We start from the raw sequence: 24,643 nt of genomic DNA, 5'->3' as shown, positions 1-24,643 counted from the left end.
AAGCTCTTTATTTTTCAAATTAAGTATTCACCACATTTTGGGTTGCGAGGTGTGCATATATTTCGCCCAAAAAAGATAAGGGCATGGTGGGCTTGTTTCCACAAATCGGCGGGTAAAATATCAGTTACAATTTTTTCTATTTCTAGAGGCGTTGCATCAGGAGGAACAATTCCATGGTGTTTGCAGACTCGCGAAACATGCGTATCGACTGGAAATGCTGGGATATTAAACCCAACACTCAAGACGACATTAGCCGTTTTTCTACCAATTCCAGCCAAAGACTCTAAATCTTTCCGATTACTTGGAACTTTACCACCAAAATTTTTTATTAATTGATTTGAACAAGTATAAATGTATTTGGCTTTATTACGGTAAAGTCCTATCGATTGGATATAAGGCTCAATTTCTTCCGGTGAAGAAACTGCAAAGCTAGCAGGATCGGGAAATCGTTCAAATAATTTTTTAGTAACTTTATTAACTGCCATATCTGTTGTTTGAGCACTCAGCATGACTGCAATCAGTAATTCGAAGTTATTACGATATTTTAAAATAGTTTGGGCATCAGGGTACAGAGCAATAATTTGTTCTAATATTTCTCGTGCACGTTCTTTAGTAACCATAATCTTCTCCTTTTATTCGTTTATACCTATAGTATAGCATTGTAAAGAGATGAAATATAAAGAGGAGCTTTAATTATTTGTCAGAATGGGTCAAGACGACTATAATGAAAATGTAAGCGTTATAAAATTCAAGAAAGAAGGAGAATTATGACTATTCTAGAAGAATCTTATATGTTGTCAAATGGTGTTTCAATTCCTAAAATAGCTTTAGGAACATGGCAAGTAAAAACACCAGAAGCTGTTCATCCAACCGAGTTTGCACTTAATAATGGTTATCTGCATATCGACACTGCGCATGCCTATGAAAATGCTAAGGGCATTAGAGAAGGCATTAAAGCAAGTGGAGTAAATCGCGAAGGTATTTTTATCACATCTAAAGTTAGAGGTGAGTCTAAAACTTATACAAAGGCTATGCTTGATATTCACGAGCAATTAGCTGATTTAGATATTGAATATTTAGACCTTATGTTAATCCACTGTCCAACTCCATGGCGCTTGTTTAGTCACAAAGAAAGTCGTCCCAATTTTTATAAAGAAAATGTCGATGTTTGGAGCGCCATGCGTGAAGCCTATGATAAAAAGCTCATCCGCGCAATTGGCGTTTCGAACTTTAATGTCGACGACTTAAAGAACTTAATAAACGAAACGGGTGTTAAGCCTACTGTGAACCAAATCCAATATCATATTGGTAATACACAGCCAGAAATTGTTAAGTTCTGCCAAGAAAATGACATTATCGTTGAGGGCTATTCTTCGTTAGGAACAGGAAGATTGCTGGATAACCAAGATATTAAAAAGATTGCAGATAAGTATGACAAATCTATTGCTCAGATAGCCTATCGTTATCCACTTCAGAATGGGTTAGTGATTCTACCAAAATCTGTCCATGATAAATATATTTTAGAAAATGCAGATTTAGATTTTGAGATTGAACAAGAAGATATGGACTTTTTAGATAATCTATCGCTATAAATAAGTTACAGATTAAAACTGGTTTATACCAGTTTTTTTCTATTGTGTAGATTAGATAATGAATCATTTTATCACTTGCTTATGGTATGATTTGATATAATACAAATAGAATAATTATAAGAGGTGGTGATTTTATGACACGATTATTAAACGAAGAAATAATAAAAAAGTTAGTAACCATGCATGATGCAAACCGCATTATTGATCAAACTTTTCAAGGGTTTGGTAATAAAACAGTCATTAATCCTTCCAAGGTGTCTTTAGACCTAGGTGAGACTGGTGGCTATCCATTTCATGAAGGATTTGTTAACGCGATGCCCGCCTACATTGGTGATATGGATCTTGCAGGGATTAAATGGGTAAGTGGAATAGCAGGGGAGAGACGTGAAGCTGGGTTACCTTATATTTCAGCTATGATCTTACTTTTAGATCCACGTATGGGTGAATTTATCTCTGTCATGGAAGGAACCTACATTAGCAATCTTCGAACCGGCGCTCAAACCGCTAACTCCCTAAAATACCTTGGCTTTAAAGATAAGGTAAGCATCGGTATGTATGGAGCGGGGGAGCAAGCGCGTTTCCAATTAGAAGCTATTGCTGACTTGTATGAAATCACAGAGTTACGCGTGTGGAATCATCGTCGTGAGACCGCTGAGATATACGCAAATGAAATGAAGCAATACGTTTCAGGAGAGACTATTATTTGTAATCCAGAAGAGGGTGAGAAGGCTGCGCAAGCGGAAATTCTCATTACTGTAACGAACGCACAAGAACCTATTCTACTCAGAGAATGGATAAAGCCAGGGACTGTTGTCTTTCCAATGGGCTCTTTCCAAGAAGTTGACGACGACCTTATTTTATCAGTTGACAAAATAATTGTAGACCATCCCGATCAAGCACTTAACAGAGGAGCACTTAAAAAACTGCATAAAGAAGGTAGGGTGACTGAGGAAAATATTTTTACAACCTTAGGGCAACTTGCAATCGGTGCTGTTGAGATGCCCAATTTTCAAGAAGAAATCATTATGTGTATTCCAATCGGGACAGGCGCAATGGACGTTTCTATTGCCGGTCACGTCTATAAACGAGCGCTTGAGCAAGGTTTAGGAGAGAACTATTCCTTTATTAATTATAATTAAGTAAGAGGTGAAGTAATTGCAAGGTCGAGAAAAAAGATATCAAACTCTGAATAATCATTTGAAAGAACAATTTGGTGGGAAAGTTTTCAAAGTAGCTTTAGATGGTGGGTTCGATTGTCCAAATAGAGATGGCACTGTGGCCTACGGTGGGTGCACTTTTTGCAGTGTTTCTGGCTCTGGAGACTTTGCTCAAGACCGTGTTGATCCTTTACCGCTTCAAATGCGGAAAGGGATTGATCAAATGCACAAAAAATGGCCTCATACAAATAAATATATCGCCTATTTTCAAAACTTTACCAATACACATGCACCTGTCGATGTATTACGTCAACGTTTTGAACAAGTAGTCAATGAAGATGGTGTCGTCGGAATTATGATAGCAACGAGACCTGATTGTTTGCCTGACGATACGATTGCCTACTTGGCTGAACTGAATCAACGCTATTATCTGTGGATTGAACTGGGTTTACAAACAATTCATGAACAAACCAGTAAAATGATTAATCGTGCCCATGACTACCAGACTTACCTTGATGCTGTTGCTAGACTTCGCCAGCACGGTATACGTGTCTGCACCCACTTGATTAATGGTCTTCCCGGTGAGAATTATGACATGATGATGGAAAGTGTTCAGCGAATGGTTGCTGATTCAGATATCCAAGGCGTTAAATTGCACCTTTTGCATTTAATGAAAAATACCAAAATGCTACGTGATTATCACTATGGACGGCTAAAGTTGATGGAAAAAGATGAATACGTACAATTAATTTGTGATCAGCTTGAAATAATACCTAGAAATATTATCATTCACCGGCTGACAGGTGATGCACCTAGAGAAACGTTAGTTGGTCCTATGTGGAGTTTAAAAAAATGGGAAATATTAAATGCTATTGATGATGAGCTAGAAAAACGAAATAGTTTCCAGGGAATAAAATATGCTTAAAAAATATAAAAGAAAAAAGAGGGAAGATTCGCATCTTTGCCTCTTTTTAACTCATTTTATTCTAGTTTACATAATATATATTATACTAAGTTATCTATACCTTTTTCAATATGGCCAATCCTGCCCATTTATGCCTTGATTTTCTAAAAACTAACCTATTTAATTAAATTTATAAATTAGCTATTTTACTATCTCAATATTTTACAATTTAAGATTATTTATTGCAATCTGTAAAATTTCTTTTGCAATAGCTTCTTTAGTATCTGTATCAATATGAATTGGTTTGTGGTTTGGTTGTATAATGATAACTTCGTTAGTATCTTTGTTGAACCCGGCGTCTGCTTTTGATACATCATTTGCAACAATCATATCTGCTTGTTTACGTTTTAGTTTATCTAAGGCATATTTTTCAACGTCATTCGTTTCTGCTGCAAAACCAATCAAAAACTGTTTATTTTTCAATTGACCCATCGTTGCCAATATATCTGGATTTTCTTCTAAATTGATTTGGATATCGGTATCTGTTTTTTTCATCTTACGATCCGCTTGATTAACTGGCCGATAATCAGATACTGCCGCTGCCATAATGACTATATTCGCCTCATCAAAGCTAGCCATCAATTCAGCTTGCATCTCGCGTGCACTTTGTACCTCTTTAACTGTTACTCCGAACGGATGTTCGAGTTTAGATGCTGAGACCAATGTAACCATCGCTCCTAAGTCACGAGCTGCCTCTGCTAAGCGATAGCCCATTTTCCCAGAAGAATCATTAGTGATATAGCGAACGGGATCAATACGCTCAATGGTGCCTCCTGCTGAAACTAAAACATTTTTACCTTTGAGTGGTAAATCGCTGGAAGTTTTGATTAATAACTGATGAGCTGCTTCTGCTATCTTATCTGGTTCAGGCATACGCCCTTTTCCTTCATATCCTTCTGCAAGGAATCCAGTATCTGGTTCCATGATTGTATATCCAAAACTTCTTAAGGTTTCTAGATTAGCTTGTGTAGCTAAATTTTCCAGCATATTTTGATTCATAGCTGGTACAATCAACCGAGGCGCTGTAGTTGCCATTAATGTGGTTGATACCATATTGTCAGCAATCCCATGCGCCATTTTAGCTAGTATATTAGAAGTTGCCGGTACCACGACCGCTAACTCTGTCCAATCTGCTAAATGAATATGCGATACATTATTTGGGTCTTTCTCATCAAAAGTATCTGTATAGACTTCATGGCGCGATAGAATTTGAAAAGTCAACGGCTGAACAAATTTCGTGGCACTCTCAGTCATAGCAACACGCACGATTGCTCCAGCTTTAATAAATTTACGCACAAGGTCTGCTGCTTTATAGACAGCAATACCTCCGGTGACAAATACCGTAACATGTTTTCCTGTTAACACTTAATCCCCTCCGTCTTAGTCTCGTTATCTAGGAATTTATACCCTTTTATCTTCTTAGTTTAACATATTCCATATAAAAAAGTGCCGTTCTTTTCAGAACAGCACGTCGGGTTTATTGGCCTTCTTCATCTATAAAAACAAGTCCATTTTCATCTAAGCTTTTAATACGGGCTAGCGAGAGAATTGGAATGCCCGTTTCTTCTACGATGCGACGTCCTTTTTGGAAAGATTTTTCAATAACTATACCAATCCCTGCTACTGAGGCTCCTGCACTTTTACAAATTGATAAAAGTCCAGAAATGGCTTGTCCATTAGCTAGAAAATCATCGATTAGTAGAACATGATCCGTTGGCGAAAGAAAATCCTTTGAAATTGAAATATCGCTCGAAGTTTGTTTTGTATAGGAATAAACACTTGTAGTAAACATATTATCTTGCAAGGTTAAACTCTTATTTTTACGACCGAAAACAACTGGAACGCCTAACTCTAAACCAGCAAACACAGCTGGAGCAATCCCTGAGGTTTCTACTGTTAGAATTTTAGTAATCCCCTTATCAGCAAATTCACGAGCAAATTCATCCCCAAGCGCCTTCATAAGAGCTGGATCTATTTGATGGTTCAAAAAATTGTCTACTTTGAGGACATTTCCTTCTAAAATCGTTCCTTTTTCGAGAATTGCATCTTCTAATAACTTCATATCGTCATTCCCTCCAAATATTGTTAGATATATATATATTAACATTAAACAAGGAAAATAGGAATAAAGTTTGTTTTTAATCTTATTATTAATACAAATCGCTAATTGCTAGGGTCTGAATTTCAGCAAAAAGTGCTTCAGTGGTTAAATTCGCTTTTTCTCGCCCTTGATAATCCTTAACGATTTTACCTTGGTGTAAAACCAAGGTCCGCGTGCCATACTTAATTGCGTCTTGTAGATTATGGGTAATCATAATAGTGGTGAGGCCCATTTCTTTGACTTTTGCATCCGTTAACTCCAGCACTAACTGTGCTGTCTTTGGATCAAGTGCGGCTGTATGTTCATCCAGAAGTAAAATATCAGGACGCTTTAAAGTAGCCATCAACAATGCAATAGATTGTCTTTGTCCACCTGATAAAAGGCCAATATCTGCTGATGGGCGATTCTCTAAACCTAAGCCGAGTGTCGCGAGTTGCTCTTTAAAAAATGCACGTTCTTCTTTGCTTGTACCAAACTTCAAGGTACGCTTTTCACCACGACGATAAGCTAAAGATAAATTTTCTTGCACAGTCATACGCGGTGCGGTTCCCATTTTAGGGTCTTGGAAGACACGACTAATGTAAGGGGCACGTTTTTCTTCTTTTAGAAATGTAATATCTTTTTCATTTACTTTGATAGAGCCTGCATCTGGGAAAAAATACCCTGATATCGCATTTAATAAAGTTGACTTACCAGCTCCGTTACCACCGACTAGTGTGATAAATTCTCCACGTCTCACTGTTAAATTGATATCTTTTAATGCTTCAATTTGATTAATAGAGCCTGGGTAAAAAGTTTTAGAGACGTGAGCGATTTCTAGAATAACATCTTCTTTACTCATTATTATTTCACCTGCTTATCTATTGGTTTAGCTATTTTTCTACGATAAATTTTTACATCATAAACAGCTTTTATTTTAGGCAATGCTAGGAATCCTGCTAGCATAATAGCTGAAATTAATTTAAAGTCATTTGGATTGAGATTTGCTTCTAAAACGAGAACCATTACTAAACGATAAATAATCGATCCCAGTACTAAACAAACGAGGCGAATTTTCAAAGAAACATGTGGGAAGAGTACTTCTCCTATAATAATTGAAGCCAATCCAATCACAATAGCACCAATTCCCATTTGGATATCGGCATAGCCGTTACTCTGAGCGATTACACCACCGGCTAACGCAATAACTCCATTAGACATCATCAGGCCAACGGTTGTCATAATATTGGTTGAGATTCCTAACGAGCGTGCCATTGCTTGGTTGTCGCCCGTTGCAATAAGTGCTTGACCAAATTCGGTTTTAAAAAAAATACTGTAAAGAATAATAATGACCAATACGATTAAAACTCCAATTAGAATCGTATCACTATGTCGCGGAAGACCCAGTTCAGATATCCCTGAAAAAATGGTGTTTAGTCCTAATAAGTTTACGTTTGCTTTGCCCATAACTCGTAAATTGACTGAGTAGAGACCCGTCATTGTAAGAATTCCAGCAAGTAGACTCGAAATATTGAGTTTAGTTATTAAAAAACCCGTAACTCCTCCTGCTAAGGCACCAGCGATTAATGATAAAAAAATAGAAAGAAAAGGGTTTAGTCCATTTGTGATAGAAGTAACCGCAACCGCAGCTCCTAAGGTAAAAGACCCCTCTGTAGACATATCAGCGACATTTAAAATACGGTAGCTGATAAATAGTCCTAATGCTAGTAGACTCCAAATGAGTCCTTGGGCGATGGCAGATATAATCATATTCATTTTTATTCCTTCTTTCTAATTTATTTATTCAAAGATAATGGCACCTTCTAATATTTCATCCGGAATGGTTATCCCAAGATTTTTAGCCGTTTTTATATTGATTATTTTTTCAATTTCACTTGGATATTGAATGGCATAACTACTTGGATCTGCCCCTTCTAAAACATCTACGACAACTGCACCCGTTTGTGTTCCAATGGCATATTGATTGAGTCCAATAGCAGCCAGCCCACCTTCTTCAACCATAGTATCGACAGAAGGAAAAACAGGTATTTGATAGGCATCGGTTACTTCAATCAGTGCGGACATACCTGTGGCAATAATATTATCGGTAGGAACCCAGATAGCATCCACTTCACTGACTAACGATTCCGCAATTTGAGGAATCTCATTAGCACTATTAACGGTCTTGGTAACAACCTTTAATCCTAAGGAAGTAGCAATCTCTTCTGCTTGTGTTGCGGAGCTTAAAGAATTATCCTCACTCGAAGAATATAAAAAGCCAATTGATTCTATCTCAGGGACAAGTTTCATAATCAAGTCATATTGCTCTTCTAAGGGAATTTGATCACTAACACCCGTCACATTTGCGCCAGGTTCTTCCATAGAAGCGACTAAATTTGCAGCTAAAGGATCTGTAATGGCACCCATTATAATAGGAATATCCGAGTTCATGCTCGCCAGTGCTTGTGCTGCTGGGGTAGCAATTCCAACGGTAATCGCGGCGTCGTTTGAAATAAAGCGTTCTGCAATGGCCTGCATGTTTGATTGATCGCCTTGCGCATTTTGTAAATCAATCGTTGCAGTTTGACCATCAATATAACCTTCTGTTTCAAGTTGATCGATAATACCATCTGTAATGTCATCTAGCGCTGGGTGCGAGATGAGTTGCATGATCCCAATATAAGGAAAATCCCCCTCTGCACTAGCGGAAGAGCTTTCTATTTCTGTATGATCGGTACATGCTCCTAGAATGAATAAGGAACCAAGAAGTAACGCTAATCTTTTTTTATAAGTTTTAAGTATCATGTTGAAACCTCCAAATATTTTTTTGTATAAAAAGAAAGCTGCCATCTGAATAATATCAGGGCAGCTTTTAAATACAAACTGCCACATAGACTGGACTTGATGTCTACGTGGCGAATAGTTTTATATTCGGAATAAAATCCACATAGATACATTCAGATAGCTCTGAGGCTGTATCTATGGACAGTTAAGACGTCGCAAAGAAAACAACCTACTCCATGTGGCTTTGCCAATAAAAAGTCATAAAGTTTATTGTAACTGTAGCTGACATATTAACTGCTCCTTTACTTGAAATTTGTTATCTTCAATACTAACCTTCACTTCTCAGAATGTCAACTACAAAGTTAAAAATAAATGAGAAAAAAAGAAGTGTCTAGTATTTTACCAGGCACTCCTTTTTACTATAAAAATGAAATGAGATAAGAGTAATGTAATACCCCCCAAGTAGGATAGCCTTGTACTTACCAACATAACCTTTACCCGTCATCTTTTTCCCCTTTATTATATAATATTTAGATTCTTTCTTACACTGCTTTTTTGGACCGATATCAGGCATATTTGGCACTATTCTATACGAATTCTTGTAAACATGGTATGATAGACGGGTTAGAGAGGAGTTTTAATGATGTCCTATGATGGAATTTATACCCACTTAATCGTCGACGAATTGAAAGAAACCGTTCAAGGCGGTCGTATCTCAAAAATCTATCAGCCTTTTCAACATGAAATTTTGCTGAATATCCGTGCAAAGCGTAAAAATAAAAAGCTACTCTTATCTGCTCATCCTTCGTATGCTCGAATTCAATTGACAGAGGAGTCTTTATCTAACCCAGACCAACCACCAAATTTTTGTATGTTTTTAAGAAAAAATATTGAAGGTTCAATGATAGAATCGATTGACCAACTGGGTAATGATCGAATTGTCATTTTTAATATTAGTAAATTTGACGACTTAGGAGATTTGCGTCACCTATCCCTGATAGTAGAAATGATGGGACGGCACAGTAATATCTTTTTAGTTGAGAAAGAAACGAATAAGATAATGGATTGCCTAAAACATGTTCCTGCTTATCAAAATAGCTTCCGTACCATTATGCCAGGCGCGACATATGTATTACCACCACATCAGGATAAGCTAAACCCATATGAAGCAAGTACAGAAATATTAAATTTAAAATGGAAAGAAGAAAGTGCCATTGAGGTAGGCCCTAAACGTGTCCAAGCAATTCTGCAAGGAGTCGGCAAAGATAGTGCATTAGAAATTAATTGTTATGTCAAAGAAACATTTTCTCAAGCTGTTAAAAACTATTTAAAAGCTGTTGGTAAAGGACCTGCAACACTTTTTACCACCGCAGCTCAAAAGCAAATTTTTGCACCTTACCCCTATCAAACTATGGAAGGTGACACACAGACTTTTGACAGCCCAAGTCAGCTTTTGGATGCGTATTACATCGATAAAGCAACTAATGATCGCATCAAACAAGTTGCGTCTGATTTATTAGCTATTATCCGTAACGAAAAACAAAAAAATGATTTAAAGTTAGAAAAACTTGAAGATACACTTACTAGAAGCGAAAAAGCTGAGGATTATCGTATCAAAGGTGAACTACTGACAGCCTACTTACATCAAGTTCCTAAATCTGCCTCAGAAGTAAGCTTAAATAATTTTTATGATGAGGAGAAACCCTTAACTATTAGCTTGGATCCGTCCTTGACGACATCTCAAAATGCTCAAAAATACTTTACTAAATATCATAAGCTAGTCAATTCAGTTAAGTATGTTAATCAACAAATTTCTAAAACAAAAAAAGAAAACCACTATTTGGATTCAATTGAAACGCAAATCACCCTCTCAGATCCGCAAGATTTGGAAGACATCCGCGATGAGTTGAAAGAATCCGGTTATTTAAAAGCCAAGCGCTCAAAGAAAAAAATTAAGAAAAAAACGAGCAAGCCCCACCATTTCCGCTCAAGCGATGGAACTGATATACGAGTTGGGAAAAATAATGTGCAAAATGATAATTTAACCCTAAAGAAGGCACGAAACAATCATTATTGGCTACATGCTAAAGATATTCCAGGTTCTCATGTCATTGTAGAAGATTCAAACCCAAGTTTGGAAACATTAGAAGAGGCAGCTGTAATTGCTGCTTATTATTCGAAATTTCAGCAATCTGCTAATGTTCCCGTCGATTATGTTCCAGTGAAACACGTTAAAAAGCCAAATGGAGCAAAACCAGGTTTTGTAATCTATACCGATCAAAAAACATTGTTTGTGACACCGAACAAGGATATAGTTGATTCCCTTCGGGTGAAATAAAAAATCATGACCAACTCGAGAGATGAGATGGTCATGATTTTTTATTTTTGCCAATTTAACGGATCTTTACTAAATTTTTTTAAAACTTCAAACTCTTGTTCAGTAATGGCATCCATTTCTTGAGCAACTTTTAATAGACTGCTGTAGCCAGATAAGGTCTCAACTGAATAACCACTGTTATAAAAATTTTCTTTTCCTTTTTCAAGTTCATAAGTGAAAATAGCGAGACAGCCTAAAACGGTTAATCCTTCTCTCTCAATGGCTTTAGCTGCTTCAATGACACTGCCACCCGTTGAAATCAAATCCTCAATTAACACAACTTTCTGTCCGGGCTGAACGCGCCCTTCAATCTGTTTTGCTTTCCCATGTTCCTTAGCTTTACCACGCACATAAATCATCGGTAAATCCATCTTCTGGGCAACGAAGGCAGCGTGAGGAATCCCAGCTGTAACCGTCCCCGCAATGACCTCAACTTCCGGGTAAGCTTCTTGGATTAAAGCAATAAGACTTTCAGTAATGAGTGTCCGTGCTCTAGGGACACTCATAATAATGCGATTATCACAGTATATGGGACTTTTAATTCCCGAAGCCCAAGTAAAAGGCTCTTTTGGATTTAGGGAAATGGCACCAATTTCTAGTAGTGTTTTTGCAATTTCTTCAGCGCGTATCATTTTAATGAGTCACTCCATTCCATTGGTCTTTGATGGTTAAATAAGCTGTTACCGGGTTGGTTGTCTGGGTAATGGGTCTACCTACTACAATAAAATCTGACCCTAATTCACGTGCCCGTTGAGGCGTTACGACACGCTTTTGATCATAAAATTTTGAGTTGTTTGGTCGGATACCTGGTGTGACGCAGATAAACTTACCCTGGCTATTTTCTTTAATAGTTGCAGCTTCCATTGCGGAACATACAACACCGTTCAGCCCTGCTTTTTCCGTTAGCTTGGCATAATGGCGGACACTCTCTATCAGCGAAGCTTCAACGAGCTGTTCTTGGCGCATGATGTCCTCTGTTGTGGAGGTGAGTTGCGTCACAGCAATCAACTTAGGAACGGCTAAACCGACCGGTGTTCCTTCCCTCAGACCTTTAAGAGCAGCTTCCATCATTGTTAATCCGCCCGCCGCATGAACATTCGTCATGCTCACTCCTAAACGTGCAATGCCTCTCATCGAACGATAAACGGTATTTGGAATATCATGTAATTTTAAGTCTAAAAAAATATCATGTCCTTGTGAATTTATCCAAGTGATAATTTCTGGTCCTGTTTGATAAAACAATTCCATACCAATCTTCACATAGAGCGATTCGTCTTTGAACTGTTTTAAAAAGTCTTTTGATTCCTTTAAACTAGAAAAATCTAAAGCAATAATCGGTTTGTTCACAATATTCACGATCCTTTTATTAGACTGACTTTTTCTTCTCCATCTACTTCTTGTAATTTTACCGAAATTTGTTCTGAAAGTGCCGTAGGAATATTCTTACCAACGTAGTCCGCTTTAATTGGAAGTTCACGATGACCCCGATCAATTAAAACGGCAACTGTGATACGTCTCGGACGTTCTACATCCATTATGGCATCCATACCTGCTCGGATGGTTCGTGCTGTATACAAAACATCATCTACTAAAACGACATGCTTTCCTTCAAAGGAAAACGGAATATTCGTCTGATTCAAGGTTGGGTCAATCCCTTCAGCGAAATGTTGGTCATCGCGGTAAAGGGTGATATCTAATTCTCCAACTGGTACTTCTTTCCCTTCAAACTTCTGTATGTTGCGCGCAATCCGCTCAGCTAAATAAATCCCTCGCGTACGAATCCCTACTAAAACTAAATCTTCGACCCCATCGTTTTTTTCTAAAATTTCATGGGTAATACGCGTAAGTGAACGTTGCATGGTTGTCGCATCCATAATTTCAACTTCTTGTTTTGCCATCATCATTCCTCTTTCCAAAAAAAATTCCCTTATACCAAAGAGCATAAGGGATCACTAATACAAACATTTATAGGATCCTTTAAGTCTCTCTGGACTTTATTAAAGGGGGTATAGCTGTAGCATAAACATTCCATAATCATCTGTCAATCAAACTGACGTAATTCTTCTAGTTTCGTTTCAAAATAGTTCGGTAAAGGGGCTTGAAAAGTAAGTTCTTCTTTAGTTATTGGATGGACAAAGCCTAGTGTCTGAGCATGCAGATACTGACCGTATTTTGAATGGTCATTTCTAGTTCCATACATGGGATCTCCTACGACTGGATGATGAATATAATCCATATGGACGCGAATTTGGTGGGTTCTACCCGTTTCCAGTTCTAATTGTAAGAGTGTATACCCGTTATATTGTTCTAAACGTGTAAAATGGGTCACTGCTGGTTTTCCTTCGCGATTTACCACGCGTTTAATACGGTTATTGGGCATACGGTCAATGGGAACGTCAATGGTTCCTTCTTCATGTTCGACTTCCCCGTGGACCAAGGCTACGTAAGTTCGTTTTGTCGTATGATTTAGAAATTGTTTTGCTAAATCTTCATGAACGTCATTTGTTTTAGCAATTACTAAAAGTCCTGATGTGTCTTTATCAATACGGTGAACGATACCCGGTCTGGTTGGGTCTGATCCCTCAGACAACTGATTCATATGGAAGAGCAGACCATTAACTAACGTTCCAGTTGATTGGACCTTAGATGGGTGTACCACCATACCGGCTGGTTTATTAATAACAGCTAGTGCCTCATCTTCATAAACAACCATTAAGGGAATATTTTCAGCTTGAATTTCTATTGTCTCTTCATCAGGTTCGATAAGGGTGATGATATCTCCTGGTAGAACTTTATAGTTGGCTTTGGAATTTTTACCATTCACCTGAATGTGACCAGACTTTAGCCAACTTTGAATTTGCGAACGCGTGAAGCTGGGGTAAGCCACTGCTAAGACCTTATCAATTCTTCCGCTTTCATTATTAATTTTTAATTGGTATTTTTCATTTTCCATTAGATGTTTTCCTCTTTTTCAAAAAATAAGACGTGTATCAGCATCAAGGCAACACCGACTGTTAAACACATATCGGCAACGTTAAATATTGGGAAATTGATGAAATCAAGTCGAAACATATCCACCACAAATCCATTCACTAATCGGTCAATAAAATTACCAATAGCGCCTGCTAAGATTAAAGAAAAGCTCACTCCCACAAGCTTGCTATCCGTTTTTTCTTTATGAAACATATAAATTAAATAGCCGACTACAAAAACGGTAATAATATAGAAAAATATCATTCTTCCTTCAAATATCCCCCAAGCTGCCCCTCTATTTTGGATATAAAATAGAGATAGAAAACCTGGAAGAAGAATTTTCTCTTCATAGAGTTCAAAGTTTTGAAGAATTGCCCATTTACTCAATTGATCAACCACAATCAAAAGAGCCGCTAACATGTAATAAATCATCATACCTATCCTCACTTATTCATAATAGTTACTGTTATCTTTATCTATTGTATAGTAAAAACATGAAAACAAAAAGGAAATAAAATATCTGCCTCTATCCTTGGATTTAATTATGAAGTTTCGCTATAATGAATAAGGATATTTCCAATAAAGGAGTAGTTAGTGTGACAATGAGAAAACCATGGTTTTTATTAATGGCAGGGCTAGTGCTTTCTGGCTGTGCAAATGAGTTAGAGAATGTGCAAAAAAAGATTGATGGTGTAGAAGAAACAAAAGTAGCAATGATTGGGTCTTTAAACGCAATTAATCAATACGAAAGTGACATGCAAGCTGATTTAGACGCATCGTTAATGGATGATGAAGAACTGTCTGCTCTAAAAGATGGGTCAGCTGTCGTTTTTGAAAATATTGATAACCGTCAAGAAGAAGTGGATCAATTGGATAGTCAATTGAAAGACTTTAAAAAATCTGCTGAGGATTTAAAGTCTTTTGATGATGAATCTTTACCACTAAGTAGTATTCAATCCCTTCTTCAACCTATGGAGATGATGATTGAACAGTTGGATACTTATTTGCCTGCTTATAAAGACCAACTGGCAAGCGAACAAGAAACCTTTGAAGCTTTTGGCGCTGATGACGCAGACTTTAATACCTTATTTGAAGGGTTTGAAAGTTTGAATAGCACAAGTGACAGTAATCTTGATTTATTAGCACCACTTGCTGAAACGAATGCGGAATTGGATGCTTCAATCCAAAACCTAGAAAAAGAACTAACAGCGCTCGAAGAAGAATAATAGGAGGATAAAAAATGAAAAAAACAGTAGCAATCTTATCATCTGTATTTTTATTAGCAGCATGCCAAGATACAACTGACGCTACCCAAGAATCAGTTGTTAATGAAGAAAGTGGTCAAACACAAGTAAGTACGGTTGAATCCGTTGAGTCAGAAGCCGTATCTTCTGAAGTGCAAGAAGATGTTGCCTACGAATACGAAATTAATCCCGATTTATATACCGTTGTTCCTATTGATGATGCGGACACAGAAGTTGTCTTATTAACTTTTGACGACGCCCCTCAACCACCGAACTCTTATACCCTTGATATAGCTCAAACGGTTCAAGATAAAGGTGCAAATGCCATCTTTTTTGTAATGGGTCAATTTTTAGAAGAACCAGAAGCAAAAGAAATTATTAAAACAGTCTATGATATGGGATTTGAAATTGGCAATCATTCTTATTCTCATCCTGATCTAACGACCCTTACCTATGAAGAGCAATTAGCTGAAATCACTAAAACAAGTGATTTAGTTGAAGAAATAACTGGCGAACGGCCTCGCTTTATTCGCGCTCCTTATGGTTCATATAACAGTGAAACAGAAGCAATTGCTGATGGCGAGAATATGACGATTATGAATTGGACTTATGGGTACGACTGGGTCGATGGTTATATGGAAGAAGATGCAATTGCTGATATCATGATTAATGCGCCAGAATTAGGTAGTGGCGGAAATCTATTGATGCATGATCGTCAATGGACTTCGGCTGCAATTAGTAGAATTATTGATGGGTTGCGTGATGCTGGGTATGAAATGGTTGACCCTACATTAATTGCATCACCAGAGGAGGCTTAACGAGAATATGAATAAATTTATTAAAGGTCTATTGGCAACATCTGTCCTACTAGCTTCTAGTGTTTTAGCCTCTCCTGTTTTCGCTTCTGAGAACAATGAGAGCGCTGAAGATGAAGCTACTGCAATAGAGTTAAATTTACGTGAAAAACCCTATCTAGTTGCGCCAAGTATGGCTAACATTCCTAATAAGTTTAAATATGATAGTGGCATTAACATTGCTTACCCAGAAGATGGCGTCAAAGGGATTTATTTAACTCCATGGAGTGCAGGAAACCCTACTCGTATGGACGAGTTAATTTCTTATGTTAATAGTAATGACTTAAATGCGATGGTTATTGATATAAAAGATGACGAAGGTTATGTCGTAACCGATTTTAAATCAGAAGACGCGCACATCCAAAAAAACACCGTTGACTATATCGAAAATATTGATGGTCTAATGAAACAATTAGAAGAAAACCAAATTTATCCTATTGCTCGTATCGTGGCTTTTAAAGATTCGGTATTAGCAGCAGATGAGCCAAGTATGTCTTTCTTAAACCAAGACGGTTCTATCTGGCGTTATGGAAATGATGAGATGTTTATCAATCCTTTCTTAAAAGAAACATGGGACTATGCGGTAAATGTTGGGATTGAAGCAGCTAAAGTGGGCTTTAAAGAAATCCAATTTGATTACGTGCGTTTTCCAGAAGTTTTCTCAGATGACGCCAATGGTTTAGTCTATGACATGGGTGATTATGGAGATATGGATTTAGATCCTACTGAAAAACGCGTGCAAGCAATCACTGATTTCGTAGCTTATGCGAGAGAGAAACTGATGCCTTATGGTGTAGAAGTCTCTGTTGATATCTTTGGATATGCTGCAACAGTTGAAGAAGCTTCTGGAATTGGTCAAGACTTCAGTGATATTTCTAATAACGTGGATGTTATTTCATCCATGATTTATCCAAGCCACTGGGGAACTACTTATTTTGGTATTGTTTCACCCGATTTACATCCCTATGAACTCGTTGACGAATATATGAAAGTGGAATTACCTCTACTCGAATCTCTTGAACATACACCTACTACGCGACCATGGTTACAAGACTTTACCGCTTCTTATCTAGGCGCTGGGAACTATAAAGAGTATGGTCAAGCAGAAGTTCAAGCCCAGGTTCAAGCACTTGCTGATCACGGTGTTACTGAATTTCTTCTATGGAATGCAAGCAACGAGTATACTTATTAATAATGAAAAAGACATCTGAAAGTTTTTCTTTCAGATGTCTTTTTTTATTTAATTAAAATATTTTGATTCGTCGTCAATAAACATAAATATGTTTCGGTTACTTTTTTTCGTTTAATTTCTTCTAAAGCTTGTCGATAGACAATCATTTGGCCCCGATATTTTGAGATGATTGATTCTAACTTTTCCCCAATATAATCCGTTTTAAAATCAAATAAAACAAGATGGTCCTCATATTCAATAAACCCATCAATAATCCCATGAATCAATAACCGATCGTCAGCTTGCTTGGAAATCCCTTCAAAAAGGTTCCCTGCCTTCATTAGCATTGTAAAGGTAACTTCACGAGAAACAAGCTCTGCATCTTTGATTAATTGTTGCCCAAGTTCGGTTGTAAAGAAAGCAAGAATCTGTGGAATATTAATTTTCTTAGCAACATTTAAATCGATGGCACCCTTATCAGTTAACTCATCAATTAAAATACGAATAACCGATAGGTCGATAGGTTGTGACAAATCAATGTTCTGCATTAAGTAATGGACGGCAGTTCCTACTTCAGCTTGATTAGGAGTTTTTTGTTCTTGCATAAAACTGGGTCTTGGTAAACTTGGTTCGACGTAGCGACCCGGTTGATCCAATTGTTCAAAATTTAGTTGTAGAAGTTGCGCGTGATCTGGATCTTCAAATAGCCTTTTGATTTCTGAAACCGACTGATAGCTTGTTGTACGAGTTGCTGTTTGATGGGGATAATCAGCTTCCATTAATGCTTGAGCTAACTGATAATCTGACAGATGTTTGGAATCGGAATCTGATATTATCAGACTCTTTAATTTTTTATCAACATCAATCGTTTCTTCTAAATTAACAGTCGCAATATTTCCTAATAAATCCTCTGCACGTTTGAAGCTGACTTTAAACGCAACAGGGTCGACAGCCAATTCCCCATAATAACTTTTAGATAGCGATTCTGGTTGAATACTACCATGGCGGTACAAGGCTAGCCCGACCCATTTCATCATACTGCCCGCTTGAAGGCGTAAATGATCAGGAATAACAGTTCTGCTCGCCTCATCAACTGCGGACCATTCTTGCCACATCTTCTCTTCTGTTTCATAAGAACCCACTAAAAATAGTTTTTGCTCAGCACGTGTTAAAGCAACATACAACTTACGCATTTCTTCTGCTAATAAATTTTTCTCTTTTTCATTAGCTAAAGTGGAGCGTGCTAAGGAGGTATACTGCAAGCGCTGCTCACTATCAAAATAATCTGTTCCAATTCCATATTTTTCTGAAAAGACGTATTTCCCTTGAATATCCTTTTTATTAAAGCGTTTGGACATATCCATTATAAAAACAAAAGGAAATTCTAGTCCTTTACTGGCATGAATGGTCATAATACGTATGGCATCTTCGTCTTCACTGAAGCTAGTAGGCTCAGCTAAGTCTTGATCGCGATCTTGGATGCGTTCAATAAATCGAACGAACTGGAAAAGGCCTTTAAAGTTGCTAGCTTCAAATTTTTTCGCCCGTTCATACAAGGCATGAAGATTAGCGACTCGTTGTTTACCAGAGACAAGTCCTCCTACGTAATCTAAATAATGCGTTTCATCGTAAAGATACCAAATTAAACTTACAAGATTATGTTGACTCGCATAATTACGCCAATTTTCAAGTTGCTCTAGAAAATAAGTTATTTTTTGATAGGTATCTACTCCCTCTGTATCTAGAGTTGCTTGATCTGTTTGTATAAAGGTTTGAATTGCCTCATAGAAATCACCCTGGCGGTCAGCGATTCGAACTTGAGCTAGTTGCCGTTCGTTTAACCCAATGATAGGAGAACGTAATACCGCAGCTAATGGAATATCTTGGCGTGGATTATCAATGACCTTTAACAGTGATAAGATAACGGATATCTCAGTTCGCTGAAAAAAACTTTGTGAATCATTCAAAATGACAGGTAGCCCATGTTCCTTAAATGTTTCCATAATTAGGAGGTTGTTGTTCTTTGTTGGTGTTAATAAGACAATGTCTTTGTAAGTTAAGAAGCGATTTTCTTTTTTTTCTTTATCAAAGATCATTACCTGTTGGCTAACCATTTCTCTGATTTTTTGGGCCACCATAGTCACTTCACCAGTAGCTTTATCATCAATTTCCATTAAAACTTCTGCATCTTCTTGTTGTGTTTGGTTATTTGTTTCTTCCTCATCACTTGTCTCTTTTAAATAAATCATGATTTCTGTCTCAAAATCTTGACTCTCAGGGAAATTTAAATTTCCTTGTTTTAATTCGGCTAAAGTATCATAGTCCATTTGGCCAACGTCTTTATCCATCAATTGTTTAAAGACAAAATTGGTAAAGGAAATCACTTCGCCGCGAGAACGAAAATTTTCTGCTAAAATAATTCGTTCCCCGCGTTCGGAACGGCCAAAAGAATTATATTTCTCTAAAAATAAACCCGGATCAGCAAGACGAAATGCATAAATTGATTGCTTCACATCCCCTACCATGAATAAGTTTTCGGCCTGTGGACTGTGACATGTTACAGCATACAAAATACTTTCTTGTAACTGGTTAACATCTTGGTACTCATCAATTAAAACTTCTTTGAACTTAGCACGAAAATAAGAACTCGCTTCACTGGATTGGCGTTTGCCATCAATAAGTGGATTTAAGATTTCCAAAGTTAAATGTTCTAAATCGTTAAAATCAAGCGCATTTTGCTCGAGTTTTTTCTGCCAATAAGTTTCACTAAATAATTTGGTTACTCGAATCATTTCTTCTACATAAGGTTTCGTTGCTTGAATTATTTCTTCTTGTGCTTCTTTAGGACGAGTGAAAAAATCACTTTGTAGTTTTTGAATTGATTTTTTATATTTATCACGTAACTGCTTCATATAGACAATGGTTTCTTTATCAGGATCATCTTTTTTACGACTTGAGGGCCAACGGGTAAAAGATATTGTGGTGACTGCTTCATAAGCCTTTTGATAATCATCCTCTTTAACTGCTTGATAAATCAATTCAACATATTCTTGTTCAGCTTCTAGAACGCTCCTTTGCTTACTTGTTCCCTCGCTTCCATTACCAATGTGAATCGCTTGGCTGATATCATATCGAATACCGGTTAATTCTTGTAAGAGCTGCGGTTTTAATAATTGTTGATAAAGTAAACTTATTTCTAACCCTTCTTCTATATTATATAAATCGATCATATTATCTAGCCAAGCTATAGGATTAGGATTTGCTCTTGAAAAATTATATAAAGAAAAAACTAAATCCTTTAATCCATCATCATTTCGTTCACTTGAATATGCCTTCGCCAATTTATGGAAGAAACTTGAAAAATCACCATACATCTCTTCTTTCAAATCTTCCCAGACATCTTCCTTTAGCATCTCTACTTCTATCGTGTCAGCTATAATTCGAAAGACAGGATCAATATCTATAAGATAAAAGAAACGTTGAATGACTTTTAAACAAAAAGCATGAATCGTACTAATAGAAGCTTGTGGCAACAGTGTTATTTGGCGAATGAGATGGTGGTATTGTGCATCGCTCGTTGCTTCATTAATGGCATTTTGTATAGCCAATCGAATGCGTTCTTTCATCTCTACAGCAGCTGACTCTGTAAAAGTAACGACGAGTAATTCATCGACATCAACACCACTCTTAATTTTCTCAATAATACGTTGGACTAAAACCGTTGTTTTGCCAGAGCCCGCTGAAGCCGCAACCAATAGATTATCACCACTTTGATAAATGGCTTGCCACTGTTGGTCGGTGAAACGGTCATTAACGGTTTTTGGAGGAATCATCGCCATCTTATTCACCTCTTTCCTTTTCTTCATCATTATCCTCTTCAGCAAATTCAAACCTTAAGAGTTCTATAACAGCTTCTTTATCTAGTCTTTCAATGCGCCGGTATCGATTTTCATTTAAGGTACTATCAAACTGTGAAATAGCACGATACGGACCTTGGACAGTAGGGATAAAGGCTTTTCCTTTAATGGGATTCATTCGTAAATCTCCAGAAAGGATGCGATTTCCTGCCTGGACAATACGGCGTCGATTGTTTTTAATCAGTAGATCTAATTCATCCGTTTGGATTAAATCGGCAACTTTTCCAAATTCGCCACTTTTATTGTAGCGGAAAGGTAGTACCAAAGAAGCCTCACCTTCTGTTACGGAAGGATCGACGCTCTCAGTAATTTCCTTATCAGCAACCAGTAAGCCTTTTAATTTATTATTGGATAGTAAAAAGTCCTCTAATTCTTCTACTGTGGGCTGCTCTTGTACTTTTAAATAAGGATGTTGAACATGTAAATAAAAAGCACCAGCAGGCAAAGCTTGCCCTTTAACGAGCTTACTAGCGTTCACCATGGCAACGTCTAAATAGGTTATCATCTGCATTGCTAGCCCATAATAAGCGTCGTTAAAATCGAAGCGATGCTGACTTGATTTATAATCAAGAATGGTTAAGAACTGTTTATCTTTTGACTTAATGCGATCAATTCGGTCAATCTTACCCCGAATATTAATACTGCGCCCTTGCTTCAGAGGAAAGGTCAGCCCCTCTAGCTGATCCGTGGCTTGAGATAAGCCAAAAGTTGCTTCTGTCCGTAAATTTTCAAAAGTTGTTAACCGACCTTGGCTCGTAATGACTTGCGACATATGTTGAATGGTTTCAGCTAATTGATCTTGAATAAACTTCATGCGATTCGAACTTGAGAGAATTTCATACTTATAGATTCCAAATAATTCTTTTAAAATAGCTGTCGTAATCGCTTGTACCTGACTAATAGAAAGTTTTCCTTTCCCACGCAATTCGCGAACAATAAATTCCAATGCTTCGTGATAAAATTCACCGGTAGCTGCGTTACTCAATTCATACTTCTGTCTTTCTTTCAGTTGTAACCCATATTTCAAGTAATGGCTGTAAGCATCTAAGTAGTAACTTTCAAGTTGTGAGACCGATAAGTATAAATCTTTTCCATATAATTTTTCAGCAATTTCTGCCGTTAATTGAACGGGTGTATTTTTATACTTCAAACTTGAAAAGACAACCGTTAAAACTGGTTGGATGCTTTTGTCCTTCGCCAGATAGGTTAAAATCTGGCGCCATAAAAATGGCATTTTCTTATTAGTCGTTAGCTGCTCACGTAATAACTGCACAAGCTGACCAACATTTTGTTCTTTATTACCTGCAAAGTTAAGAGGTACTCTTGCATCCGTTACATTTGCAGCCCGGTATTGGACAGAAATATTTAAATCTTTCGCAATTCGAGCAACGTACGGTGATATTTGGTTGATACGATTATTACCATCAATACTGAGTGGATAAGTCACAAATAAACGCTCACTCCCAGACAGAAACGTTTGATAGGCAATATAGGGTTCTGAAGCAGTTGATTCTGAAATATTTAGATTGAGATATTTACTGCTATCATCTCCAATATTAGTTTGTATAAATTGGCGTTCTTCTTCCGTTAATAAGGTCTTATTTTCATAGAGTTGTGGCAAATTCTCCTGGCTTGCGCCAATAACATAAACAATTTTAGCCGGTTTAAAACGAGCGCCTTCCATACTCGAGAAAATTACTTCGTCTAGAGTAGGTGGCACAATGCTATAGGTAGCAGATTCAAAACCAGTCATTAAAATCGTGTAGAACGTTTTTTCATCAAAGCGTTCGTCTCCTAGTGTTTCAACGTACTCATCTAGAAGCATGTTAAATGTTTGCCAGAGTTGTTCATGTTGACGGGCTTGCTCTAAATTATCTTCTTCAATCGCACGATCCCGCCAATGTAAAATCTGTTGGTCAATCGCATAATCCGTTAAAAATTCATATAGCAAAATAGCTGCATCACGGCCTGTTTTAGCACGAGATAGTTTTTTATAAAAGGGCAATAAGGTTGCTTGTAGAAAGTTTTTTATCACGTTTGAATCTTCAAAAGCATCCGTTTCCGCATTTACTAAGTCTATTTCTTCTTCACTAAACACATATTGTTGCCAATCATTCTGATTAAACCAAGCGTTTCCTTCAAATCCATATGCCAATATAATATTTTCAGTTTGGTCAACCTTATTCCTAAAATTTTGGATATGCTGATACATGCTACCTGATTCACCTGGATAATAAGTCGGCAACAACAATTCTGTCCTCAAAAGACGCATTATGTCGGGATAGCGCCAGTAGTTCATGCGTATTTTAAACAAACTGTCAATAAAATCGGTAAAGGGATGGTGCTTCATTTCATCTGCTTTATCATAAAAAACGGGCAATTGCGCACGTGTAAAGAGGGGTTTTAGAATCGTTTCATAGTCCTCTACTCGTCTTGCTACAATAAGAAAATCCTTATAGCGATAACCAGATTCCGTTACTAAACGGTTAATACTATTGGCAACATGAAAAATTTCTGCCTGCTTGGTTTCGCACGACCAAATTTCCATTACTTCCTTAATCTGACTATTTTTTTCAGTATTAGGATCTTTTGAACGTACTGCTGAATTCGTGTCTCTCCAATAAGTATCAAGTTGCCTTAAACCTTCTGTATAACCATTTTCTTGAACGGGTAGACGGATATCTTGAAGAATTCTAACTTGGTTTTTTCGCGCTAATTGATAAAGAGTATGATAAGTTTTTCCAGCCACATAAAACAATTCTTGCATCTCTGGAAGTTTATCAATATAAGGTTTATCCAAGTCTAAAACGATACTTACTTTTTCAGCCCGCTCTAAAAAAGCCATAATAATTTGAATCTCACGGGCAGTAAAATGGTAATAGCCATCGATGTAGAGATAGACATCTTGCATATCTTGTTGATAAATGCTTTGAGCAAGTGCTTCTTGGATCATTTCATACTGTATAAAATCATTTTTTTCAATTTCATTCATAAATAAGCGATATAGAGTAAGTAATTCAGAAAGTTTAACGCGCTGGTCTAATAGTTCCGGTGTTTTTAAATCTTTATTAATCGTTTGTTCTAAATCTTTTATGGTGATATTTCCAGCTAATAACTCTTTAAAGAGATTAATCAATTGTTGTATAAATCCTTCTTTATCGATTTCTTTCCGAAATATAATAAGCTCTTCTTTATGGTTTAATAATATCTTTCGCAACATCATAGCCATTCCGGCATCACTCAATTGTTTCTTATGAAAAACTTCTTCATCTTTTAAGAAGTACCAAGCAAGCCGACTAAAACTGAACACTTGTAGGTTAATTGATCCCATAAAAGACTCATTAGCTAATGGCGAGCTTTGCCATAAATCTTGTAGTATAGTTACTTCGCCATCAAACTTTGCATGTTCTGGAACAATAATAAATACTTTTGCATTGGGATTTTCTGTCATTATTTTGTTAATATCATTTATATAAACAGTACGTTTATCAGCTGTTTGTGGACCCATAATAAACTGCAGTGTCAAATTT

Annotated in this window: 20 protein-coding genes; 7 read left to right on the top strand and 13 right to left on the bottom strand. The window is 37.0% G+C overall.

Annotated features, from left to right (window positions below; genetic code table 11):
- Window positions 1-14: 14 nt before the first annotated feature.
- Complete coding sequence (gene nth, locus BW727_RS04110; protein WP_149025720.1) at window positions 15-620, bottom strand: endonuclease III; 606 nt, start codon at window positions 618-620, stop codon at window positions 15-17.
- A gap of 147 nt (window positions 621-767) precedes the next feature.
- Between nth and BW727_RS04105 the strand changes: the two genes are divergently transcribed.
- From BW727_RS04105 to mnmL, 3 genes are all read left to right on the top strand, one after another.
- On the top strand, window positions 768-1,592 hold the full coding sequence (locus BW727_RS04105) for an aldo/keto reductase (RefSeq protein WP_062469289.1): 825 nt from the start codon (window positions 768-770) through the stop codon (window positions 1,590-1,592).
- 134 nt (window positions 1,593-1,726) lie between these two features.
- Window positions 1,727-2,731, top strand: coding sequence for an ornithine cyclodeaminase family protein (locus BW727_RS04100; protein ID WP_062469293.1), 1,005 nt, complete (start codon window positions 1,727-1,729; stop codon window positions 2,729-2,731).
- 16 nt (window positions 2,732-2,747) lie between these two features.
- The gene (gene mnmL, locus BW727_RS04095; RefSeq protein ID WP_062469295.1) at window positions 2,748-3,674 is read left to right on the top strand and encodes a tRNA modification radical SAM protein MnmL/YtqA; all 927 of its coding nucleotides are present in this window, start codon (window positions 2,748-2,750) and stop codon (window positions 3,672-3,674) included.
- A gap of 201 nt (window positions 3,675-3,875) precedes the next feature.
- Here mnmL and coaBC read toward each other — a convergent pair whose 3' ends face one another.
- From coaBC to trpX, 5 genes are all read right to left on the bottom strand, one after another.
- Complete coding sequence (gene coaBC / locus BW727_RS04090; protein WP_062469298.1) at window positions 3,876-5,078, bottom strand: bifunctional phosphopantothenoylcysteine decarboxylase/phosphopantothenate--cysteine ligase CoaBC; 1,203 nt, start codon at window positions 5,076-5,078, stop codon at window positions 3,876-3,878.
- A 112-nt stretch (window positions 5,079-5,190) separates the two neighbouring features.
- Window positions 5,191-5,775, bottom strand: a complete 585-nt coding sequence (locus BW727_RS04085; RefSeq protein ID WP_062469302.1) for a xanthine phosphoribosyltransferase — start codon at window positions 5,773-5,775, stop codon at window positions 5,191-5,193.
- Window positions 5,776-5,863: 88 nt separating this feature from the next.
- Complete coding sequence (locus BW727_RS04080) at window positions 5,864-6,655, bottom strand: ABC transporter ATP-binding protein (protein ID WP_062469305.1); 792 nt, start codon at window positions 6,653-6,655, stop codon at window positions 5,864-5,866.
- Between the two features lie 2 nt (window positions 6,656-6,657).
- The gene (locus tag BW727_RS04075) at window positions 6,658-7,569 is read right to left on the bottom strand and encodes an ABC transporter permease (protein WP_062469308.1); all 912 of its coding nucleotides are present in this window, start codon (window positions 7,567-7,569) and stop codon (window positions 6,658-6,660) included.
- 24 nt (window positions 7,570-7,593) lie between these two features.
- The gene (trpX, locus tag BW727_RS04070) at window positions 7,594-8,598 is read right to left on the bottom strand and encodes a tryptophan ABC transporter substrate-binding protein (RefSeq protein WP_062469311.1); all 1,005 of its coding nucleotides are present in this window, start codon (window positions 8,596-8,598) and stop codon (window positions 7,594-7,596) included.
- 622 nt (window positions 8,599-9,220) lie between these two features.
- Here trpX and BW727_RS04060 point away from each other — a divergent pair.
- Entirely contained in the window at window positions 9,221-10,915 is a 1,695-nt protein-coding gene (locus tag BW727_RS04060) for an NFACT RNA binding domain-containing protein (protein ID WP_062469316.1), read from the top strand.
- A gap of 41 nt (window positions 10,916-10,956) precedes the next feature.
- Here the strand turns inward: BW727_RS04060 and pyrE are convergent, their stop codons facing one another.
- The 5 genes from pyrE to lspA form a co-directional block, all read right to left on the bottom strand.
- Window positions 10,957-11,586, bottom strand: a complete 630-nt coding sequence (pyrE, locus tag BW727_RS04055) for an orotate phosphoribosyltransferase (protein WP_062469317.1) — start codon at window positions 11,584-11,586, stop codon at window positions 10,957-10,959.
- A gap of 1 nt (window position 11,587) precedes the next feature.
- Entirely contained in the window at window positions 11,588-12,304 is a 717-nt protein-coding gene (gene pyrF, locus BW727_RS04050; RefSeq protein WP_062469457.1) for an orotidine-5'-phosphate decarboxylase, read from the bottom strand.
- A gap of 2 nt (window positions 12,305-12,306) precedes the next feature.
- Entirely contained in the window at window positions 12,307-12,855 is a 549-nt protein-coding gene (pyrR, locus tag BW727_RS04045; RefSeq protein WP_062469320.1) for a bifunctional pyr operon transcriptional regulator/uracil phosphoribosyltransferase PyrR, read from the bottom strand.
- Window positions 12,856-12,995: 140 nt separating this feature from the next.
- Window positions 12,996-13,907 (bottom strand): RluA family pseudouridine synthase, encoded by a 912-nt coding sequence (locus tag BW727_RS04040; protein WP_062469323.1) that lies wholly within the window; start codon window positions 13,905-13,907, stop codon window positions 12,996-12,998.
- Window positions 13,907-14,362, bottom strand: coding sequence for a signal peptidase II (lspA, locus tag BW727_RS04035; protein ID WP_062469326.1), 456 nt, complete (start codon window positions 14,360-14,362; stop codon window positions 13,907-13,909). Before lspA ends, BW727_RS04040 begins: the two co-directional genes overlap by 1 nt.
- Window positions 14,363-14,529: 167 nt before the next feature.
- Here lspA and BW727_RS04030 point away from each other — a divergent pair, with 167 nt between their 5' ends.
- Genes BW727_RS04030 through BW727_RS04020 form a run of 3 tightly spaced genes read left to right on the top strand, consistent with a single transcriptional unit; the run spans window position 14,530 to window position 17,217 of the window.
- Window positions 14,530-15,153, top strand: coding sequence for a YkyA family protein (locus BW727_RS04030; RefSeq protein WP_227807249.1), 624 nt, complete (start codon window positions 14,530-14,532; stop codon window positions 15,151-15,153).
- Between the two features lie 14 nt (window positions 15,154-15,167).
- Entirely contained in the window at window positions 15,168-15,989 is an 822-nt protein-coding gene (locus tag BW727_RS04025) for a polysaccharide deacetylase family protein (RefSeq protein WP_062469333.1), read from the top strand.
- Between the two features lie 7 nt (window positions 15,990-15,996).
- Window positions 15,997-17,217, top strand: coding sequence for a putative glycoside hydrolase (locus tag BW727_RS04020; RefSeq protein WP_062469335.1), 1,221 nt, complete (start codon window positions 15,997-15,999; stop codon window positions 17,215-17,217).
- Window positions 17,218-17,261: 44 nt separating this feature from the next.
- Here BW727_RS04020 and addA read toward each other — a convergent pair whose 3' ends face one another.
- Both addA and BW727_RS04010 read right to left on the bottom strand, forming a co-directional pair.
- Window positions 17,262-21,062 carry a helicase-exonuclease AddAB subunit AddA gene (gene addA, locus BW727_RS04015; protein WP_227807220.1) on the bottom strand — a complete coding sequence of 1,267 codons (3,801 nt, stop codon included), beginning with the start codon at window positions 21,060-21,062 and terminating at the stop codon, window positions 17,262-17,264.
- The gene (locus BW727_RS04010) at window positions 21,037-24,639 is read right to left on the bottom strand and encodes a PD-(D/E)XK nuclease family protein (RefSeq protein WP_062469342.1); all 3,603 of its coding nucleotides are present in this window, start codon (window positions 24,637-24,639) and stop codon (window positions 21,037-21,039) included. Before BW727_RS04010 ends, addA begins: the two co-directional genes overlap by 26 nt.
- Window positions 24,640-24,643 lie beyond the last annotated feature (4 nt).

The sequence above is a fragment of the Jeotgalibaca dankookensis genome (genome assembly GCF_002005405.1).
Classification (GTDB): domain Bacteria; phylum Bacillota; class Bacilli; order Lactobacillales; family Aerococcaceae; genus Jeotgalibaca; species Jeotgalibaca dankookensis.
This window is presented reverse-complemented; position numbering and strand designations above follow the sequence as displayed.

What these genes read in the sequence shown, in the direction of transcription:
- nth (WP_149025720.1), bottom strand. Translation starts at nt 620, where the DNA reads ATGGTTACTAAAGAACGTGCACGAGAAATATTAGAACAAATTATTGCT.
- BW727_RS04105 (WP_062469289.1), top strand. Translation starts at nt 768, where the DNA reads ATGACTATTCTAGAAGAATCTTATATGTTGTCAAATGGTGTTTCAATT.
- BW727_RS04100 (WP_062469293.1), top strand. Translation starts at nt 1,727, where the DNA reads ATGACACGATTATTAAACGAAGAAATAATAAAAAAGTTAGTAACCATG.
- BW727_RS04085 (WP_062469302.1), bottom strand. Translation starts at nt 5,775, where the DNA reads ATGAAGTTATTAGAAGATGCAATTCTCGAAAAAGGAACGATTTTAGAA.
- BW727_RS04080 (WP_062469305.1), bottom strand. Translation starts at nt 6,655, where the DNA reads ATGAGTAAAGAAGATGTTATTCTAGAAATCGCTCACGTCTCTAAAACT.
- BW727_RS04075 (WP_062469308.1), bottom strand. Translation starts at nt 7,569, where the DNA reads ATGAATATGATTATATCTGCCATCGCCCAAGGACTCATTTGGAGTCTA.
- trpX (WP_062469311.1), bottom strand. Translation starts at nt 8,598, where the DNA reads ATGATACTTAAAACTTATAAAAAAAGATTAGCGTTACTTCTTGGTTCC.
- BW727_RS04060 (WP_062469316.1), top strand. Translation starts at nt 9,221, where the DNA reads ATGTCCTATGATGGAATTTATACCCACTTAATCGTCGACGAATTGAAA.
- pyrE (WP_062469317.1), bottom strand. Translation starts at nt 11,586, where the DNA reads ATGATACGCGCTGAAGAAATTGCAAAAACACTACTAGAAATTGGTGCC.
- pyrR (WP_062469320.1), bottom strand. Translation starts at nt 12,855, where the DNA reads ATGATGGCAAAACAAGAAGTTGAAATTATGGATGCGACAACCATGCAA.
- BW727_RS04040 (WP_062469323.1), bottom strand. Translation starts at nt 13,907, where the DNA reads ATGGAAAATGAAAAATACCAATTAAAAATTAATAATGAAAGCGGAAGA.
- lspA (WP_062469326.1), bottom strand. Translation starts at nt 14,362, where the DNA reads ATGATGATTTATTACATGTTAGCGGCTCTTTTGATTGTGGTTGATCAA.
- BW727_RS04030 (WP_227807249.1), top strand. Translation starts at nt 14,530, where the DNA reads ATGAGAAAACCATGGTTTTTATTAATGGCAGGGCTAGTGCTTTCTGGC.
- BW727_RS04025 (WP_062469333.1), top strand. Translation starts at nt 15,168, where the DNA reads ATGAAAAAAACAGTAGCAATCTTATCATCTGTATTTTTATTAGCAGCA.
- BW727_RS04020 (WP_062469335.1), top strand. Translation starts at nt 15,997, where the DNA reads ATGAATAAATTTATTAAAGGTCTATTGGCAACATCTGTCCTACTAGCT.
- addA (WP_227807220.1), bottom strand. Translation starts at nt 21,062, where the DNA reads ATGAAGAAAAGGAAAGAGGTGAATAAGATGGCGATGATTCCTCCAAAA.